Annotated in this window: 15 protein-coding genes; all 15 read right to left on the minus strand. The window is 71.3% G+C overall.

From position 1 onward, the window contains the following. Window positions 1–11 precede the first annotated feature (11 nt). Entirely contained in the window at window positions 12–3,620 is a 3,609-nt protein-coding gene (gene mfd / locus DEJ05_RS09585; RefSeq protein ID WP_111029601.1) for a transcription-repair coupling factor, read from the minus strand. Between the two features lie 82 nt (window positions 3,621–3,702). Further along, window positions 3,703–4,287 (minus strand): aminoacyl-tRNA hydrolase, encoded by a 585-nt coding sequence (gene pth / locus DEJ05_RS09590; RefSeq protein WP_111101095.1) that lies wholly within the window; start codon window positions 4,285–4,287, stop codon window positions 3,703–3,705. A gap of 29 nt (window positions 4,288–4,316) precedes the next feature. Continuing rightward, entirely contained in the window at window positions 4,317–4,940 is a 624-nt protein-coding gene (locus DEJ05_RS09595; protein ID WP_071405234.1) for a 50S ribosomal protein L25/general stress protein Ctc, read from the minus strand. 328 nt (window positions 4,941–5,268) lie between these two features. Continuing rightward, window positions 5,269–6,243 (minus strand): hypothetical protein, encoded by a 975-nt coding sequence (locus DEJ05_RS09600; RefSeq protein ID WP_111029603.1) that lies wholly within the window; start codon window positions 6,241–6,243, stop codon window positions 5,269–5,271. 8 nt (window positions 6,244–6,251) lie between these two features. Beyond that, window positions 6,252–6,908: a response regulator transcription factor gene (locus DEJ05_RS09605; protein WP_111029604.1), complete on the minus strand. Its 657-nt coding sequence runs from the start codon at window positions 6,906–6,908 to the stop codon at window positions 6,252–6,254. Further along, complete coding sequence (locus DEJ05_RS09610) at window positions 6,905–8,182, minus strand: sensor histidine kinase (RefSeq protein WP_111029605.1); 1,278 nt, start codon at window positions 8,180–8,182, stop codon at window positions 6,905–6,907. The genes DEJ05_RS09605 and DEJ05_RS09610 overlap by 4 nt, the downstream gene beginning before the upstream one ends. A gap of 84 nt (window positions 8,183–8,266) precedes the next feature. After that, a complete protein-coding gene (locus DEJ05_RS09615) occupies window positions 8,267–9,169 on the minus strand; it encodes a hypothetical protein (protein WP_111029606.1) in 903 nt (300 codons plus the stop codon). 31 nt (window positions 9,170–9,200) lie between these two features. Then, the gene (manD, locus tag DEJ05_RS09620) at window positions 9,201–10,553 is read right to left on the minus strand and encodes a D-mannonate dehydratase ManD (RefSeq protein WP_246521547.1); all 1,353 of its coding nucleotides are present in this window, start codon (window positions 10,551–10,553) and stop codon (window positions 9,201–9,203) included. Next, window positions 10,550–11,833: a mannitol dehydrogenase family protein gene (locus DEJ05_RS09625; protein ID WP_111029607.1), complete on the minus strand. Its 1,284-nt coding sequence runs from the start codon at window positions 11,831–11,833 to the stop codon at window positions 10,550–10,552. Before DEJ05_RS09625 ends, manD begins: the two co-directional genes overlap by 4 nt. Beyond that, on the minus strand, window positions 11,830–12,717 hold the full coding sequence (locus DEJ05_RS09630) for a sugar phosphate isomerase/epimerase (RefSeq protein ID WP_111029608.1): 888 nt from the start codon (window positions 12,715–12,717) through the stop codon (window positions 11,830–11,832). The genes DEJ05_RS09625 and DEJ05_RS09630 overlap by 4 nt, the downstream gene beginning before the upstream one ends. After that, the gene (locus tag DEJ05_RS09635) at window positions 12,714–13,925 is read right to left on the minus strand and encodes a Gfo/Idh/MocA family protein (protein ID WP_111029609.1); all 1,212 of its coding nucleotides are present in this window, start codon (window positions 13,923–13,925) and stop codon (window positions 12,714–12,716) included. The genes DEJ05_RS09630 and DEJ05_RS09635 overlap by 4 nt, the downstream gene beginning before the upstream one ends. After that, on the minus strand, window positions 13,922–14,758 hold the full coding sequence (locus DEJ05_RS09640) for a sugar phosphate isomerase/epimerase (protein WP_111029610.1): 837 nt from the start codon (window positions 14,756–14,758) through the stop codon (window positions 13,922–13,924). Before DEJ05_RS09640 ends, DEJ05_RS09635 begins: the two co-directional genes overlap by 4 nt. 93 nt (window positions 14,759–14,851) lie before the next feature. Next, a complete protein-coding gene (locus DEJ05_RS09645) occupies window positions 14,852–15,811 on the minus strand; it encodes a carbohydrate ABC transporter permease (protein ID WP_181433141.1) in 960 nt (319 codons plus the stop codon). Then, on the minus strand, window positions 15,808–16,830 hold the full coding sequence (locus tag DEJ05_RS09650) for a carbohydrate ABC transporter permease (RefSeq protein ID WP_111029611.1): 1,023 nt from the start codon (window positions 16,828–16,830) through the stop codon (window positions 15,808–15,810). Before DEJ05_RS09650 ends, DEJ05_RS09645 begins: the two co-directional genes overlap by 4 nt. After that, window positions 16,830–18,185: an ABC transporter substrate-binding protein gene (locus DEJ05_RS09655; protein WP_181433142.1), complete on the minus strand. Its 1,356-nt coding sequence runs from the start codon at window positions 18,183–18,185 to the stop codon at window positions 16,830–16,832. Before DEJ05_RS09655 ends, DEJ05_RS09650 begins: the two co-directional genes overlap by 1 nt. Window positions 18,186–18,225 lie beyond the last annotated feature (40 nt).

Genomic DNA, 18,225 nt, shown 5'->3' on the forward strand with positions numbered 1-18,225 from the left:
GGCGCTCGCGTCTACGCGGCCGGTGCCTCTGCGGGGGTCGTCGCGCCGTACACGGCGGTGAGGATGCTCTCCACCCACTGGATGAGGGCGTCGTCCGGCAGCGCCTGGTCGTGCGGACGCGGCATCGGGATGCTCGTCGCGTTCTGCTGCGGGAACCAGCGCGCGCCCGGGAACATGCGCTTCAGGCGCACCTGCGACGAGTCGGCGAGCTCCTTGCCGGCGACCCGCAGGTTCGAGCCCATCACCACGACGTCGGACAGGCCGACCTGCTGCGCCATGCGACGGAGGCGGGAGACCTCGACCAGGGTCTGAACAGCCTGCGGCGGCTGCCCGTAGCGGTCGGTGAGCTCGTCGAGCACCATGTCGATCGCGTTCGGCTGGGCCATCGGGGCCGAGGCCGCCGAGAGCTTCTGGTACGCCTCGAGCCGGAGTCGCTCGGACTCGACGTAGTCCTCGGGGATGTGCGCGTCGACGGGGATCTCGAGCCGGAGCTCGGTCTGCCCCTCGGCGACGTCGCCACGGAACTGCGACACCGCCTCGCCGATCATCCGCAGGTACAGGTCGAACCCGACGCCCGCGATGTGGCCGGACTGCTCCCCGCCGAGCAGGTTGCCGGCCCCGCGGATCTCGAGGTCCTTCATGGCGACCTGCATGCCCGCGCCGAGCTCGTTGTTCGCGGCGATGGTCTCGAGGCGGTCCTGTGCGGTCTCGGACAGGGGCTTGTCTGAGTCGTAGAGGAAGTACGCGTACCCGCGCTCCCGCCCACGGCCGACACGACCGCGCAGCTGGTGCAGCTGCGACAGGCCGTACTTGTCCGCCTTGTCGATGATCAGCGTGTTCGCGTTGGCGATGTCCAGACCGGTCTCGATGATCGTCGTCGAGACGAGGACGTCGAAGCGGCGCTCCCAGAAGTCGACCATGACCTGCTCGAGGGCGGTCTCCGACATCTGCCCGTGCGCCACGGCGATGCGCGCGTCCGGCACGATCTCGGCCAGGTGCGCGGCGACCGACTGGATGTCCTTCACGCGGTTGTGCACGTAGAACACCTGGCCCTCGCGCAGCAGCTCGCGGCGGATCGCCGCCGCCACCTGCAGGTCGGACTGCGGGCCGACGAAGGTCAGGATCGGGTGGCGGTCCTCGGGCGGGGTGGCGAGGGTCGACATCTCGCGGATGCCCGTGACCGCCATCTCGAGCGAGCGCGGGATCGGGGTCGCCGACATCGCCAGGACGTCGACGTTCGTCTTGAACTTCTTGAGCTGGTCCTTGTGCTCGACGCCGAACCGCTGTTCCTCGTCGATGATGACGAGCCCGACGTCCTTGAAGGTGATGCCCTGCGACAGGATCCGGTGGGTCGCGATGACGATGTCGACCGTGCCGTCGGCGAGCCCGGCGATGGTCTCCTTCGACTCCTTCTCGGTCTGGAAGCGGCTCAGGGCGCGCAGGTGGACGGGGAACCCGGCGAAGCGCTCCTGGAACGTCTCCATGTGCTGGCGGACGAGCAGGGTCGTCGGGACGAGCATGACGACCTGCTTGCCGTCCTGCACGGCCTTGAACGCGGCACGGATCGCGACCTCGGTCTTGCCGTAGCCGACGTCGCCGGACAGCAGGCGGTCCATCGGGATCGGGCGTTCCATGTCGCGCTTGATCTCGTCGATCGTGGTGAGCTGGTCGGCGGTCTCGGCGAACGGGAACGCCTCTTCCAGCTCGCGCTGCCACGGGGTGTCCGGACCGAACGCGTGCCCCTTCGACGCCATGCGCGCCGAGTAGAGCTTGACCAGGTCGACGGCGATGTCGCGGACGGCCTTGCGGGCCTTCGACTTGGCGGCGGACCAGTCCGAGCCGCCCATCTTCGACAGGGTCGGGGACTCGCCACCGACGTAGCGCGACAGCTGGTCGAGCTGGTCGGTCGGCACGAAGAGCTTGTCGCCCGGGTAGTTGCGCTTCGACGGCGCGTACTCGAGCACGAGGTACTCGCGCTGCGTCTTCACGGCGTTCCGGCCACCGCTGGAGACCTCGCGGCTGACGAGCTCGACGAACTTGCCGATGCCGTGGGTCGCGTGCACGACGACGTCGCCCGGCTTGAGCTGCAGCGGGTCGACGACGTTCTTGCGGCGGCTCGCGAGCTTCTTGACGGTGCGGGCGCCCTGCTGGACACTGCGGCCGTAGAACTCCGCCTCGCTCAGGACCGCGATGCGGGGGTCGGGGATGGCGAAGCCGTGCTCGACGGTCGCGGTCGTCACGACGGCGAACCCCGGCTCCGGCGGCGCGTCGACTACTGCGGCACGGGCGGCGACCCCGGCGTCGGCGAGCACCTGCACCGCACGCTCGACGAGGCCCTGGCCCTGCGCGGTCACCACCACGGCCCACCCGTCGTCGGTCAGCGACTTGACGTGCGCGATCGCCCCGTCGGCGCTGCCGGCGAAGCTCGGGACGGCCTCGGCCCGGACGCGGATGTACTCGCCGGCCTCGGCAGCGGCCTCGGCGTCGGTGAGGACACGCTCGGTGTCCCCTTCGTCGAGGCCGGAGTCGAACGGCGACACCGTCCACCAGGTGCGCTGCCCCCGGGTGTTCTTGAGCTGCTGCACGGTCAGGAAGTTGCCGGCGTCGAGGTCGATCGGGGCCTGGGCTCCGGCGACCGCTGCGCTCCAGGCCGCCTGCAGGAACTCGGTGTTCGTCTCGGCGAGGCTGTTCGCCCGGCCGTTCACCCGCTCGGGCGAGAACACCGCGATGGTGGCGTCGTCCGGCAGGTAGGAGGTCATCGGCACGAGGTCCTGCACGAGCGCCGGGGCGAGGGACTCCATGCCCTCGACCGGGATGCCCTCGGCGATCTTCGCGAGCATCTGCGACAGGTTCGGGAACTCGTGCAGCATCTCGCGCGCCCGCTGCCGGACTTCGTCGCTGAGCAGGAGTTCGCGCGAGGCGGTCAGCTCGACCGAGCCGAGGTCGTCCTCGGTCGTGCGCTGGTCGGCGACGGAGAACGCCTTGATCGCCTCGATCTCGTCGCCGAAGAAGTCGACGCGTGCCGGGTGGTCGGCCGTCGGCGGGAAGACGTCGAGGATGCCACCGCGCACCGCGAACTCACCACGGCGTGTGACGAGGTCGACACGCGAGTAGGCGAGGTCCACCAGCTGGGACGCGATCGCAGCCAAGTCGTTGCCCCGCGAGTCGGTCCGCAGCACCACCGGCGCCAGGGACGTCAGGTTGCTCGCGATCGGCTGCAGCGCGGCGCGGACGCTCGCGACGACGATGGTCTGGCGACGCTCGGCCGGGTCCGCCGCCTGCCACGCCGCGAGCTTCCGGAGCGTCGCGATGCGGGTACCGACCGTCTGGGCACTCGGGCTGAGGCGTTCGTGCGGCAGGGTCTCCCACGCCGGGAACTCGAGCACGTCGGCATCGGGGACGTAGCTGCCGAACGCTTCGCGGACCGCCTCGGCTTCACGCCCGGTCGCCGTGATGACGAGGACGCACTGCGGACCGTTGCGCTCGGCGAGCAGCGCGCCGAGCAGCGGCACGCGCAGGCCGTCCACGACGGAGAAGTCGGCGTCGCGCGGTGCGGCGCGCAGCACGCGATCGAAGGCGGAGGCGCGCGAGAGCGCAGGGATGATGCCCGAGATCGTCACTCAGGAGATGGTACCGGCCGCCACCGACACCGGCCGCGACGTGCGCGACGGGCGAACAGCGCCGACGCCCGGCACGGAGCGCTCAGGACGGAGCGTGCACGCGCTGCTGTGCGGCGAGCAGCCCGACCTCGGCGATCGCCTGTACCGCGTCGGCGGCGTCGGCCAGCAGGATCGGCAGCGTCTTCTTCTCGGCTGCGGAGAAGTCACGCAGCACGTAGTCGGCCGGGTCCTGCCGACCGGGCGGACGCCCGATGCCGACCCGGACGCGCATGAACTCGTTCGTCCCGGTGGCCTTGATGATGTCGCGCAGCCCGTTGTGCCCACCGTGCCCGCCACTGCCCTTCAGGCGGACGGTGTCGAACGGCAGGTCGAGCTCGTCGTGCACGACGACGAGGTCGGCCGGGGTGGCGCTGTAGAACCCGAGCACCGAGGAGACCGGTCCGCCCGAGGTGTTCATGAACGACCCGGGCTTCGCCAGCACGAGTCGGGTGCCGCCGGGCACCAGGCGCCCCTCGGCGACCTGGTTCGGCGTCTTGTGCTTCTTGAACGTCGCTCCCATGCGGGAGGCGAGTTCGTCGAGGACCATCTGGCCGACGTTGTGGCGGTTGCCGGCGTAGTCGGGCCCGGGGTTCCCGAGCCCGACCACCACGAGGATTCGATCCGTCACAGCGTCGACCAGATGTCTTCGAAGGGGTGTTACTCGGAGTCCGCGGCGCCCTCGGCACCCGACTCGGCGCCGGCCTCGGCCGAGGCCTCGTCCGCAGCGTCGTCGTCAGCGGTGCCACGCGGGGTGACGATCGCGACGACCAGCGCCTCGGGGTCGGTCTCGAGCTCGGCGCCCTCGGGGAGCTCGAGCTGCGCGGCGTGGATCTGCACGCCGTCCTCGAGGCCCTCGACGTTCACGGAGACGTGCTCCGGGATGTCGGTGGCGAGCACGAGCAGCGAGATCGTGTTGAGGTCCTGCACGTGGATGGTGCCGGAGAAGGACTCGCCCTCGATGACGACGGGCACGTCGACCGTGACCTTCTCGCCGCGGCGGAGGACCACGAGGTCGATGTGCTCGATGATCTGGCGCACCGGGTCACGCTGGACGTCCTTGACGAGGGCGAGCTGCGCAGCGCCCTCGATGTCGAGGTCGACGACCGCGTTGGCGGTACGGACGAGCAGCATGGTCTCGTGACCGGGCAGCGAGATGTGCTTCGGCTCGGTGCCGTGGCCGTAGACGACCGCGGGGATCTTGTCGGCCGCGCGGAGCTTGCGAGCAGCGCCCTTGCCGAACTTGGTGCGGACTTCCGCTGCGAGCTTGGTGTAGTCGGCCATGGTGCCTCCTGGTGTCGGGGACGACGCCGGGGTGCCGGCATCGTGGGGGTCTGTGGTGTTGCAACTCGAACGCGTGCACGCGTGAGGAACGATCCCAGGGTCTTGCCGGGTATCCCACCGCGTCGATCACGGCCGCGCGTACGCAGCCCTCGCCGAAGTCAGGGACTGAGTCTAGCAGGGCTGTCCGGGCGTGTCGCGCGTCACGATCCGGACGCACACCGGGACGGACGGGAGGCCCGTGGCGGTCCTGCCACGGGCCTCCCGTCCGTCGTCCCCACGCGGCGGGCGCGGGGCGCTCCCCCCAGGACCGCTCCCCGCGACCGCCGCGTCAGTCGACGTCCGTCGGTGCCGCCGGCGCGAGCCGCGCGATCACCCGGTCGAGGCGGGCCTCCACCTGCGGCTGCCGCGTCGAACCCCTCCGGAGCACGGCCGCGTCGGTCGCGGTGACGTGCAGCAGCCGTTCCCACTCCGCCGCGTACAGCGCGCTGCGGTAGCCGGATGACTCCTGGCACGCGACGTCCCGTTCGGCGACGGCGACCTCGGCCTTCCCCGGATCGTCCGAGAACAGGACGACCTGGTCGCCGTCACGGGCGCTGACGTGCATCGAGGGGGTCGGCATGCCCTCCGGACCCTCCGGCAGGTCCGGCACACCGGACGGCGCCATGCAGGTGCGCCACCCGGCCGCGGCCGTGCGGACCGGGTCGTCCTGGCGTGCGTCCAGCGCCGCCAGGTACGTCAGGCGCTGGGCGAGTTCGGACGCGGTCTGCTCGGTGCCGCGCAGCGTGGTGCTGAGCGTCTTCCGGGCCGCCTTCCAGCAGCGGGCGGCCACGTCGTCCGGGAGCGCGGCGAACGCGGCCTGGCGGTCTGGGTCGTACCCCCACTTCCGCATGCCCTCCTGGTTCGCACCGGCGACGGACGGCCCGTGGTAGCCGCGGGCCTCGGCGAGCGCCGTGGTGAGGGGCCGGGTGGTCGCGAGTGCGGGTGCGGGGTTCGCCCGGGCGGCGGTGTCGGCCGCGTCGTCGTCGGCCTGCAGCCCGGCCGCGGTCGCCCAGGGAGCCGGGTCGTCGATGCCGGCCTTCCGCAGGCAGGGCTCAGCCACGAGGTCCTCCGCGTACGTGGTCTTCGACGAGGCCGGTGCGACGAAGGCGTCGAGCGGCATCGCCCACGCCGTGCTGTCCTGTTCGACGGTGGGTGCGACCGCGACGTCGGCACGCTCGGGCAGGCCGTGGACGACGGCGGTGGCCAGTCCGGCGAGGACGACGACGAGGGTGCCGGTCTTCGCGACGCGGTTCGTGATCTGCATGGTTCCCCCTAGGCGCGGACGAGGCCGCGTTCGTGTGCGGTGATGACGACCTGGATCCGGTTCCGGAGTCCGAGCTTCGTCAGGACGGCGCGGACGTGGGTCTTCACGGTGGCGTCGCTCAGGAAGACCGACTCGGCGATCTCGGCGTTGCTGAGCCCCTTCGCGACGAGCAGGAAGACCTCGCGCTCGCGGGCAGTCAACGCGTCGAGGACCTCGTCGCGCCGATCGGTGACGGCCGGGGTGCCCTGGGCGCGCAGCAGGTCCAGCGCCTCGGCTTCGGTCGGGGCCGGTCGGCCCGCGTGCACGTCGCGGATGGTCGCGGTGACGACGTCGGGCAGGGCGTCCTTCGTCAGGAACGCGGCGGCTCCGGCACGGAGTGCTGCGAGGACCGCGTCGTCACGGCGGATGGTCGTGAGCGCGACGACCCGCGGGCGGTCCTGGGTCGAGGCAGCGAGCCGCGTCAGGGCCTCGATGCCGTTCATGATCGGCATCCGCAGGTCGAGCAGCAGCACGTCGGGGTGCTCGGCGGCGCAGAGCTCGAGGGCGGCGGCACCGTCGCCGGCGGTCCCGACACAGGTCATGTCGTCCTGGGCGTCGACGAGCATCTGCATCCCGGTGGCGAACAGCCGCTGGTCGTCGACGACGGCGACGCGGACGGCGCTCATCGGACGTGCTCCGGCCGGACGGCCTCGGTGTCGGTGCCGGCCTCGGTGTCCGTGTCGGTGTCCGCCGTCGCCGTGGTCGGCACGGCGGCGGTCGTCGGCAGCCACGCGGTGACGACCCACTCGTCCGGGGTGTCGCCGACACCGGCACGCAGCCAGCCGCCGGCCAGTCGGGCACGCTCCTGCATCCCGGCGACACCGGACCCGACACCGTCGAGCTCGACGAGGGGTTCGGTCCCCCGTGACGTCACGACGACGCCGAGCCCCGGGCCGCGCCAATCGAGCGCCACCCGGGCCGTCGCTGTCCGCCCCTGGTGCTTCAGCACGTTCGTCAGGCTCTCCTGCACGATCCGGTGCACCGCGCTGGCACTGCCCGCGGGCAGGAGTCCGGCGCCGTGCTCCTCGAACGTCGCGGTCATCCCGAGCTCCCGCATGTCCTCGACCAGGTCGGGGACGTCGAACAGCCCGTGGCGGTCGGCGTCGTCGCTCGCCTGGATGCGTTCCACCAGGGACCGGACGTCACCCAGTGCCGAGCGGCTCACGTCGGCGATGTCCTGCAGCGCCCGGGCGGCGTGTTCGTCCCGCACGGCGATGGCCGCGGCACCCTGGGCCTGGGACACGACGACGGCCAGTGAGTGGGCGAGCGAGTCGTGCACGTCGCGGGCGATCCGCGCGCGGTCCTGCTCGGCCCGGAGTTCGGTGGTGGTCACCTCGGTGCGGCGTTGCGCCTCGACCACCCGGACCCGCGCGAGGCCGATCCGCCACGCGGCACCGATGGCCACGCCGACCGCCCAGGCGACACCGCTGACCCCGACGAACGCGAAGGTGATCGTGACGAGGTCGGACCGGGTCCCGCCGGAGTTCCCCACCCAGCTGCCCCAGACGTCCTGGTCGGCAGCGGTCGGGACCGCCATCGCCCAGGCAGCTGCCGCACTCGCGAGCAGGAGCACGGGGACCGCCACGTAGCGGAGCAGGTCGGACCGACCGGCGCCGACGATGCCGACGACGATCGCGATCGCCAGGTATTCCGGCCAGGTCGTGTCGGTCGGCCGGGTGAGCAGCCGGGCCGCCTGCAGGAGCGGGATGCCGACGACCAGTCCGAGCGCGGTCGCGGGCATCCACGCGGCGAGGCCGATGGCGACGGCGAAGGCCGACACCACGACGACGTGGTCGGCGAGCCCCGCGCGTCCGGCTTCGGCGACGATCCAGAGCACGAGGTACACGGCGCCGGCGGCGGGGGCCAGCAGGTGCCGGTACCGGCGGAGGAGGGAGGTCATGACGCGAGCGTATGGGCCTCGCCGGACGGGGACCGAGCCGTGCGGCCGCTTTTCATCCGAGGTGATGAGGTCGCGCCGGACGGCTCAGCGGCCGACCTGCCGACGGTGCTCCTGCGCGGCGTGGAGGACGTCGCGCGCCCGGTCGCTCGCTGCCTCAGCGTCGTCGCGGTCTGCCTCGAGCCGGGTGATCTCGGCCTCGGCCTGCTCGAGGGCACGCTGGAGCTCCGCGCGCCGCTCCTCCGCCTGTTCGAGATCGGCCTCGGCGGTGTCGAGTGCTGCGTCGGCGTCGCGGGACTCCGTGCGCGCGGAGGTCTCGGCCTGGCGCGCGACCTTCCGGTCGGCGGCCGGGTCGCGCTTCGGTTCGGGTTCGGCGTCCGGTTCCGCGGCGTCGCGCTGCGCGGGCCTGGAGGCACGGCTCGCCTTCCGCGCACCCCTCGCCTGGGAGATGGGGATGGGTGGGGCATCGCTGCCGGACCAGGCATCGGGCACCGCGTCCGGATCCGCGAGCGCCCCGTCGAGGTCGACCGCGTCGAACCCCACGCTCTCGAGCGCCGTCACGAGCAGCCCCGACCGGACGGCCGCGCCGGCGTGCGGGTCCGCCATCGCCGCCTCGATCGTCGACCGGACCTGCTCGAGCACCGCCGGGGTGACGGGGTGTCCGGCGTCGGACGCCAGGTCCGCACCGGCCTGTGCGAGGGCGTCGACGACCTCGGTCCGCTGCCGACGGAGGGTCCGGATCGCGTCGGGGTCGGCGTCGGCTTGGGCCTTGCGGAGCGCCGGTCCGAGGTCGACGGCGTCGTCGAGGGCACCGTCGTGGGCGAGCAGGTCGATCACCCAGGCGGCCGGTGAGGGCTTCCGGAGCTTCCCGATCTCGGTCGCGAGGGCACGGTCGTCCTTCCGCGCCGCGCGCTGCCGTGCGGTGCGCTCGGCGACGAAGTCCTGCGGCGCGACGAGCAGCAGCTCCCTCGCGACGTCGGCGAACTCCATGCGACCACTGTGCCAGCCAGGATGCCAGGGACTACCAGTCGTGGACGGTGCCGTCGGCCAGGCGGTTGAACGGCAGGTACGCCTGCTCGTAGGGGTACTTGCCGGCTTCGTCGACGTCGAGGCTGACCCCGAGGCCCGGCTCGTCACCCGGGTGCAGGTAGCCGTCGGTGAACGTGAACGTCTGGTGGAACACCTGGTTGGTCTGCGGTCCGTGCTGCATGTACTCCTGGATGCCGAAGTTGTGGATCGCGAGCCCGAGGTGCATCTGCGCGGCAAGGCCCACCGGGGAGATGTCGGTCGGCCCGTGGAAGCCGGATTTGACCTGGTACAGCGCCGCGTACTCCATCGTCTTCTTGAGCGGCGTGACGCCACCCATGTGCGTGACGGCACCGCGGACGTAGTCGATGAGCTGGTCCCGGATGATGTCCTTGAAGTCCCAGATGGTGTTGAAGACCTCGCCGATCGCCAGCGGCGTCGTGGTGTGCTGCCGGACGAGCTTCAGGGCCTCCTGGTTCTCGGCGGGGGTGCAGTCCTCGAGCCAGAACAGATCGTAGGGCTCGAGCGACTTGCCGAGCTTGGCGGCCTGCAGCGGGGTCATCCGGTGGTGGCCGTCGTGCAGCAGCGGCAGTTCGGGGCCGAACTCGTTGCGGACGGCCTCGAACACGGTGGGCACGTGGCGCAGGTAGGCGCGGGTGTCCCAGTCCTCCATCGCCGGGTACGCACCGCGCTGCGCGGGCTCGAAGTCGTAGCGGACGCCGGCGTTGCCCTCGGTGGTCCTGTTCGAGGCGATGCCGTAGATGGACTCGAGGCCGGGGACACCGGTCTGCACCCGGATCGAGCGGTAGCCCTCTTCCTGGTGCTCGCGGATGGAGTCGAACAGCTCGGGCAGCTCCTTGCCCGAGGCATGGCCGTACGCCATGAGCCCGGTGCGCGATGCCCCGCCGAGCAGCTGGTAGAGCGGCATCCCGGCGACCTTCGCCTTGATGTCCCAGAGGGCCATGTCGACGGCGGCGATCGCGGCCATCGTGACCGGACCACGGCGCCAGTACGACGACCGGTAGAGGAACTGCCAGGCGTCCTCGATGCGGCTGGCGTCACGGCCGACGAGCAGCGGGACGACGTGCTCGGACAGGTAGGCGGAGACCGCGAGCTCGCGGCCGTTCAGGGTGGCGTCGCCGAGCCCGGTGACGCCGTCGGCCGTGGTGAGCTTGAGCGTCACGAAGTTCCGGTTCGGGCTGGTCACGATGACCTCGGCCCGCTCGATCAGCTGGCCGCGGTCCGCCGAGGCCCAGGTGTCCGGACGGCCGGCGGTGGTCTCGGCCGGCCCGCTGTCGGTGGCGCCGGGGACCGGGGCCGCGGGGTTCGTGGTGTTCGTGTCGGTCATGCGTGGACTCCTCCGTTGGAGCGTTCGCGGGCGCGTGCCGCGGCGGTGCGGATGCGGTCGGCCGCCGCCGTCACGGCGGCGACCACGGGGGTGGTGTCGAGTTCGGGCGCGACGACGGCCAGGACGTCGTGCACGTCCGAGTCTGGCCCGGGGGCACCGGGGTCGTCCACCAGGTCGGGTCGCTCGGTGACGTGCAACCACCACGCGGCGAGGGCGGTGGCCGCTCCGGTGCCGATGCCGGCCGAGGGGTCGCGGGCGAGCCGGTGCCGCACGACGTCGACGACACGGACGGGCAGCTTCTGCGAGCCGCCGGACGCGATCTGCCGCAGGGTGTGCCGGATGCGCTGGTTGGCGAACCGCTCGACCAGGGCCGCGCGGGCGTCGGTGACCTCGGCCTCGGGCAGCGGGAGCTCGAGCGCGGCTTCGTCCCAGAGCTGCTCGACGGCGGTGCGGCAGACCGGGTCGTCCATCGCCTCGGCCACGGTGTCGTGGCCGAGCTGCAACCCCAGGTAGGCGAGGAGCGAGTGCGAGCCGTTCAGCAGCCAGAGCTTCCGCTGCTCGTACGGCGTGACGTCGTCGACGATCCGGACGCCGGCCGTCTGCCATGCCGGTCGGTCGATCCCGTCGAAAGCGTCCTCGAGCGCCCACTCGGCGAACGGCTCGGTGACGACGGGGACCCGGTCGCCGGCGAGCGCACCCGGCAGTTCCGACAGGCGCCCGACGTCGTCGTCGGTGGTGGCCGGGGTGATCCGGTCGACCATCGAGCTCGGGAACGTGACGTTCGCCTCGATCCAGTCGTGCAGGGCGTCGTCGGTGACGGCGTCGAGCACGGCGTCGCGCAGGACCGCCCCGTTGTGCGTCAGGTTGTCGAGACTGACCAGCGCGATGCGCCCGGACCCGGCGGCACGGCGGGCGTCGAGCCCCGCGACCAGCCGCGCGGGCACGTCGGAACCGGGCCGGTAGCCCTGCTCGGTGACCGTCAGCGTGACGATGGTCGTCTCCGGGGACGCGACCACGTGCCTCCAAGCCGTGTCGTCGCTGCCCGGGTGGGCGGCCACGATCGTGTCGACCACCTCGGCTCCGTCGCCGGACGCGGCTCGGGTGACGAGCGTGTACCGGCAGTCCTGCGCGGTCAACGCGTCCGCGGCGGCGGGCGAGCGGCCGGTGAAGGCGGTGATCCCCCACGGCTCCCCCGTGGTGTGGGCGGTGTACCAGGCGAGGTGGGCACGAGCAAAGGCCCCCACCCCCAGGTGGACGATGCCCGGACGCCGATCGGTCATGCCGACACCGGTACGAGGGAGCGGAGGTACGCCAGGTTGTCGGCGGTGCGGGCCTCGAGCGGGAGGTCGGTGGAGAAGTCCTCGATGGTGACCCATCCGTCGTACCCGACCTGGCGGAGCGCGTCGAGGTACTCGGACACCGACGCCTGGCCGGTGCGCAGGGGTGCCCACTCGTGCTGCCAGATCGAACTGCCGTCGGCACGGGCGTCACCGGTGTCGACCCAGCGGGCGTTCTTCACGTGGGCGTGTGCCAGGTACGGCCCGAGCAGTTCGAACGCGGCCAGGTGGTCCTCGTACCCCTCGATCACGAGGTTGCCGAGGTCGTGGATGACGCCGACGTGTGCGGGGTCGAGACCGTCGATCAGTCGCAGTGCCGCGGATGCCGACGGCGTGATCGTCATGTGGTGCAGCTCGACGAGTGCCTTCACGCCGAGCTCCGACGCACGCGCCGCGACCCACTCGAGATCGGCGCGGGTGCGGTCGAAGAGCTGCGGGTAGGTCTCGCCGGTGCGTTCCCGCTCGGCCCGGTAGTGCGGCATCGTGACGCGGACCTGCCGGGCGCCGAGTTCGCTGGTCACGCGCAGCATCGTCTCGACACCGTCGTGGTCGGCGGCCGGCTGGTAGCCGCCGATGCCCGAGTACTCGAGCCCGGCGGCGTCGGTGACCCGGGCGATCTCGCCGACCCGGTCGCGGATGCCGGTGTACTGCCAGGTCGAGTTGTTGCCCGCCCAGAACGACCGCTCGGCGGGGACCTCGGTGCCGTCGGCCGGGCGGTCGTCGACGATGCGCCACTCGATGCCGTCCCAGCCCTGCGCCGCCAGGGTCTCGGCGGCTTCGGACGGGGTCCAGTCGGGGGTCGAGGCGGTGAACACGGAGAACTTCATCGGGTGGCTCCTTCGGTCGCGCTGGCGGTGGCGGGTGTGCCGACGACGGGCACCACATCGTCGTACGTTCCCTCGATCACGTCGTCGATGCGCACGGGTCGCCCGAGCGTCGCGCTGACGTAGAGCCCGCGGACGGTGGCGAGCGACACGAGGGCCGCGTCGACGGTGACACCCGGTTCGCGTCCCTGCCGGATCGCGTCGACGATGTCCGTGTACTGCCGAGCGTGCCCCGCGGCGAAGTGGTCGGGTTCGGCCGGGCCGCCGACGACGTGCTCGGGCGGGACGACCTGGTCCTTCTGGTCGACCGCACCGGCGACCGCGGTGGCGTTCGACGTGGTGGACGCGGACTCGAGCGTGGCGGTGTCCGGGGCGATGTGGAAGTACGCGAGCCGGTCGTCGTCGACGATGGCGGAGCCGTGCGTGCCGTACACGGCGTACCGGGCGGAGAGCCCCGGGTACGCGGCGGTCGTGCAGTGGACGACCCCGAGCGCCCCGCCGGCGAACCGGACGGTGGCGACGGCGGTGTCCTCGACCTCGATCCGGTCGTGGGCGAGGAGCCCCGTCTGGGCCGAGATCTCGACCGGACGGCCGAGCGCCCAGACGAGCAGGTCGACGGTGTGCACGCCCTGGTTCATCACCGCGCCGCCGCCGTCGAGCGCCCAGGTGCCGCGCCAGTCACCGGAGTCGTAGTACCCCTGCGACCGGTACCACGCGACGCTCGCGAGCCCCGAGGTCACGGTGCCGAACCCGCCGTCGTGCGCGGCCCGGGCGACGGCCGCCGACGCCGGGTCGAAGCGGTGCTGACTGATGACGCTCGTGACGAGCCCGCGGTCGCGCGCGGCTGCGGCGAGTGCCGCGATCTGCCGTGCCCGGGGCATCGTGGTGTCGAGCGGCTTCTCGATGACGACGTGCTTGCCGGCGGCCAGGGCGGCCTCGGCGAGCTGCACGTGCATGCCGGACGGCGAGCAGATCGCGACGACGTCGATGTCGGTCTGGTCGATCGCCTCCTCGATGGTGGACGTCGTGATCGGGCGGGCGACGCCCATCGCCTCGATCGCGTCGGCTGCGCTCGTGGCGGCTTCGGGCACGGCGTCGACGAGGGCGACGACCTGCAGGTCGGGGTGGTGGACGGCGACGGTGGCGTGGTGGCGTCCGATGACACCGGCGCCGACGACGGCCAGGCGGAGCGGGTTGGTGGGTTCGGTCATCGCAGGGTGACTCCGATCTGGTCGGTGAGGGTGCGGAAGGCCCGGCCGGCACGACCGAAGGCCGCGGGGCCGGAGAACCCGCCGAGGGAGGTGAAGTCGCTGAGGTGCGGTTCGAGCGAGGCGTACCCGGAGTAGCCGGCGTCGCGGAGCGCGGTGAGGGTCTGGAGCAGTTCGCCGTCACCCTCGCCCGCGGGGACCACCGACGAGTCGGCGGCGAGGGCGTCCTTGACCTGCAGGTAGTCGACGTACGGGGCGAGCTGCTCCCAGCCGTCGGTGAAGGGCCGGACGCCGCACTGCACGTAGTTCGCGTTGTCCCAGGCCAGGCGGAGCGCGGACGAACCGACGCTCTCGACGATGTCGAGCACCCGCGCGGGGACGTCGCCGTAGATGTCCTTCTCGTTCTCGTGCAGCAGCGTCACGCCTTCGCGCTCGGCGAGGTCGGCCAGCGCCCGCATCCGGACGAGGACGTCGTCGCGGACGTCGTCGGGGCTGCGGCCGTCGAAGTAGAACGAGAAGATCCGGATGTTCGTCGTGCCGAGGGCGTGCGCGGCACGGATCGCACGGGCGAGCCGTGACACCTCGTGCTCGACGGGTTCGTCGACGGGCACCTTGCCGATCGGCGAGGCGATCGCGGACACGGTCTGCCCGCGCTCGTCGAGCAGCCGGTGGAGTCCGGCGAGCTGGTCCTCGTCGAGGTCGACGACGTTGACGCCCCAGGCGCTGCGGACCTCGATGGCGCTCGCGCCGAGCGCCTGGAGGACCGCGACCTGGACGACCGGGTCGGCGTCGATCTCGTCGCCGAAACCGGAGAGTTCCCAACTGGGCTGGGTCATTGCATTCCCTTCATGCGACCAGACTGGAGGCGCGGGGCGGGCTGGCACCGCGCCTCCAGGCAGTCTGTGGACAAGTCGGCAGACTGCACAGCGCTACTTGACGGAGCCGGCGGTGAGCCCGCCGACCAGGTAGCGCTGGAAGATCAGGTACAGGGCGACGACGGGGACGGCGCAGACGATCGAGGCGGCCATCATCTGGCCGTAGATCGGGACGGCGCCGCCCTCCTGGGTGGTGCCGAGCACCTGCAGGACCACGGCGACCGTCCGGGTGTTCGGGGTCGTCATGATCGTGGAGAACAGGACGTCGTTCCAGCCGAGCAGGAAGGCGAAGATCGCGGACACGACGATGCCGGGCCACGACAGCGGGAGGACGATCTTCGTCAGGATCTTCGTCGAGCTGGCGCCGTCGATGCGCGCCGCTTCCTCGAGTTCCTTCGGCAGGCCGCGCAGGTACGTGACCATCACCCACGTCGAGAACGGCAGGGCGAAGGTCAGGTAGGTGACGAACAGGCCCCAGCGGGTGCCGATGATCTGCACGCCGGTGGCGCTGGCGATGTTCGAGAACACCACGAAGACCGGCAGGAGCAGGAGCGTGCCGGGGATCGACTGCAGGGCGAGGAGCCCACGCAGGATCGTCAGCCGCCCGAGGAACCGGAACCGGACGAGCACGTAGGCCGTGGACACGGCGAGCGCGGCACTCGCGACGGCGACGGCACCGGCGGTGAGCATCGAGTTCACCAGTCCCTCGCCGAGGGCGACCGTCGACCAGATCTCGACGTAGTTCGACAGCGTGAACTCGGACGGGAAGTACTCGCCACGGGCGACGGCGACGTCGGAGTTGACGGAGCCGAACAGGATGTAGAGCACCGGGACGGCGATGAACGCGATGATCACCGCGATGACGGTGACGAGCAGCCAGCGCGGCAGCAGCCGGGTGACGTCGGTGTCGTAGGGACGCTTGCTCCGTCGGCCGCTGCTGCCGGTCGTGATGCTCTCGGTGAGCGTCGCGGTGGGGCGGGTGCGGGTGCTGAAGGACGTGCTCGGGGTGGTCATGCGCGTGCTCCGTCGATGTCGGCGGCGGTCGGGGCGGCGGCGAGCGTGGCGCGGTCGGCGCGACGCTGCTTCCGGTTGGGGCCGGCGTCGTCGCCGGTGTCGAGCTTGACCGCCCGCAGGTAGACGAACAGCGGGATCGCGACGATCACGAGCGAGCAGATCGCCATCGCGGCGGACAGGCCGAAGCGGAACGACTGGAAGCTCGCGATGTACGTCAGGACGGGCATCACCTCGACGCTGGACGGCAGCGGGATGCCGAACAGCACGAACGGCAGCGTGAAGTTGTTGATGTTGTGCAGGATCGAGATGATCACCGCGAGGCTGAGGGGTCCGCGCAGGTACGGGAAGATGATGTACCGCAGCTTCGCCCACCAGGTCACCCCGTCGAGCGCGGCGGCCTCGTGCACCTCGTTGTCCACGGCCTGCAGTCCGGCCAGGGACAGCAGGTAGACGAAGGGCCAGCTCGTCCAGATCATCACGCCGGCGAGCGCCCAGTACGACGCCGAGCCGTTCAACCACAGCACATCGGTGTGCAGGATCGAGTTCACGACCCCCTGCGGCTGGAGCATCGTGCGGAAGAACGTGCCGACGACGAATGCCGGGAGCACGTACGGGATCAGGTAGATCGAACGGACGAGCCCGCGACCGGGGAACCGGTTCTGCGTCGAGATCGCGGCGGCGACCCCGATCGGCACGGTCACCGCGGTGACGAGCACCGACAGCGACACCGAGATCCAGATGGAGTGCAGCAGCGGCGAGTTCGTGAACGCCTCGGTGAAGTTCGCGAACCCGACGAACGGGGCACTGAACCACTGGCGGAGCGTGTACTGGTCGAGGTCGAGCATCGCGATCCAGAAGCCCACCAGGAGCGGCACCAAGATGACGGCGAGCATGAGGACCCCGCCGGGCAGGAGCATCCACAGCGGGCGCTCGCGTTTGTAGAGGGGCGTCTTGCCGGCCGGGCGGACCGGCCGGGGCGGCGCCGCGTCGGTGCGGGGCCTGGTCTGCGTGCTGGTCATCACAGACCTCCGTTCTTCTGACGGTCGAGGGTGGCCTGGGCGTCCTTCTGGGCGTCCTGCAGTCGCTTGCGGAGCTGGTCGTCGGTGACCTCGCCGGACTTCAGCGACGGGATCGACTGCACGACCACGTCGACCAGGGCGAGCTGGATGTCGGACCAGGCGCCGGTGAACGCGGTCGGCTTGGACAGGCGGCCGGCGTCGATGATCGGCTTGAGCTGCGGGTTGTCGGCTGCAAGGTCGGCGGCGGCCGACGCGTTGGTCGGCAGGTTGCCGAACAGGTCGTAGTACTCGAGCTGGGCCTTCGGGGCGCTGAGCTGCTTGACGAACGCGAACGACAGCTCCTGCTTCGTGCCGTAGTCGGCGACGACCCAGTTGTCGCCGGACAGGATGCTGGCGGCCTCGATCCCGTCGGACGGCCGCTCGGACGCCCCCGGCGGGACGGTCGGCAGCAGGGCGAACTCGTACTTGCCGTCGACCTTGGTGTCCGTGAAGGAGTTGATGGCGGTGGTGGTCGTCATCGGGAAGAACGCGGCCTTGCCCTCGGTGAACTGCGCGAGGGCCTGGGCGTTGTTCCAACCGATCGCGGCCGGGTCGACGACACCGTCCTTCGTGACCCAGTCGAAGTAGGTGCGGTACGCGTTCTCGACGGCCTTGCTGTCGATCTCGGCCTTCGAACCGTCGACGATCGTGTTGCCGGCGTTCTGGGCCATCCCCCACACGAACTTCCAGGGGTCGAAGCCGTCGGCGTAGGCGATCGCCATTCCGTGGCGACCGTCACCCGTGGTGGCCTTCGCATCGGCGGTCAGCTCGTCCCACGTCGTGGGCATGTCGGTGATCCCCGCCTTGGCGAGCAGGTCCTTGTTCACCGCCATCACGAACGGACGGCTGGCGAACGGGATCCCGATCTGCTTCGACGCACTCGGACCGGAGATGCCGAACGACGCGGGGTCGAACTGGTCCTTGCCGCCGATCGCGTCCCACTCCTTCGTGCCCATCTCGACGAAGGCACCGGTCGCGTACGCGGTCGGGGTGAAGGTGGTGCCGATCGCGTAGACGTCGGGGCCCTGCCCGGAGATGACGCTCGTCTGGATCGCGGTCAACTCCTCCTGCGCGGACGAGTAGGTCTCCCACTGGATGTCCGCACCGGTCGTGCGCTTGAACTCGGCGGCGGTCTCCCGCTGCCACTGCTTGCGTTCCTTGGGGTAGGTGGTGTCCGCGCCCATCATCACGCGGAGGGTGTTCGGGTCGTCGCCGCTGCCGTTCACCACAGCGCATCCCTGCAGGGACAGTGCGGCGAGGGCGACCACGGCGACGGCACCGACGATGGTGCGGACTTGCAGTCTTCGCGTCTTCACGGGGGTTTCCTCCTCGAGACCTCCTCCGAGCGGCGCTGCT

The organism is Curtobacterium sp. MCLR17_045 (assembly GCF_003234405.1).
GTDB lineage: Bacteria > Actinomycetota > Actinomycetes > Actinomycetales > Microbacteriaceae > Curtobacterium > Curtobacterium flaccumfaciens.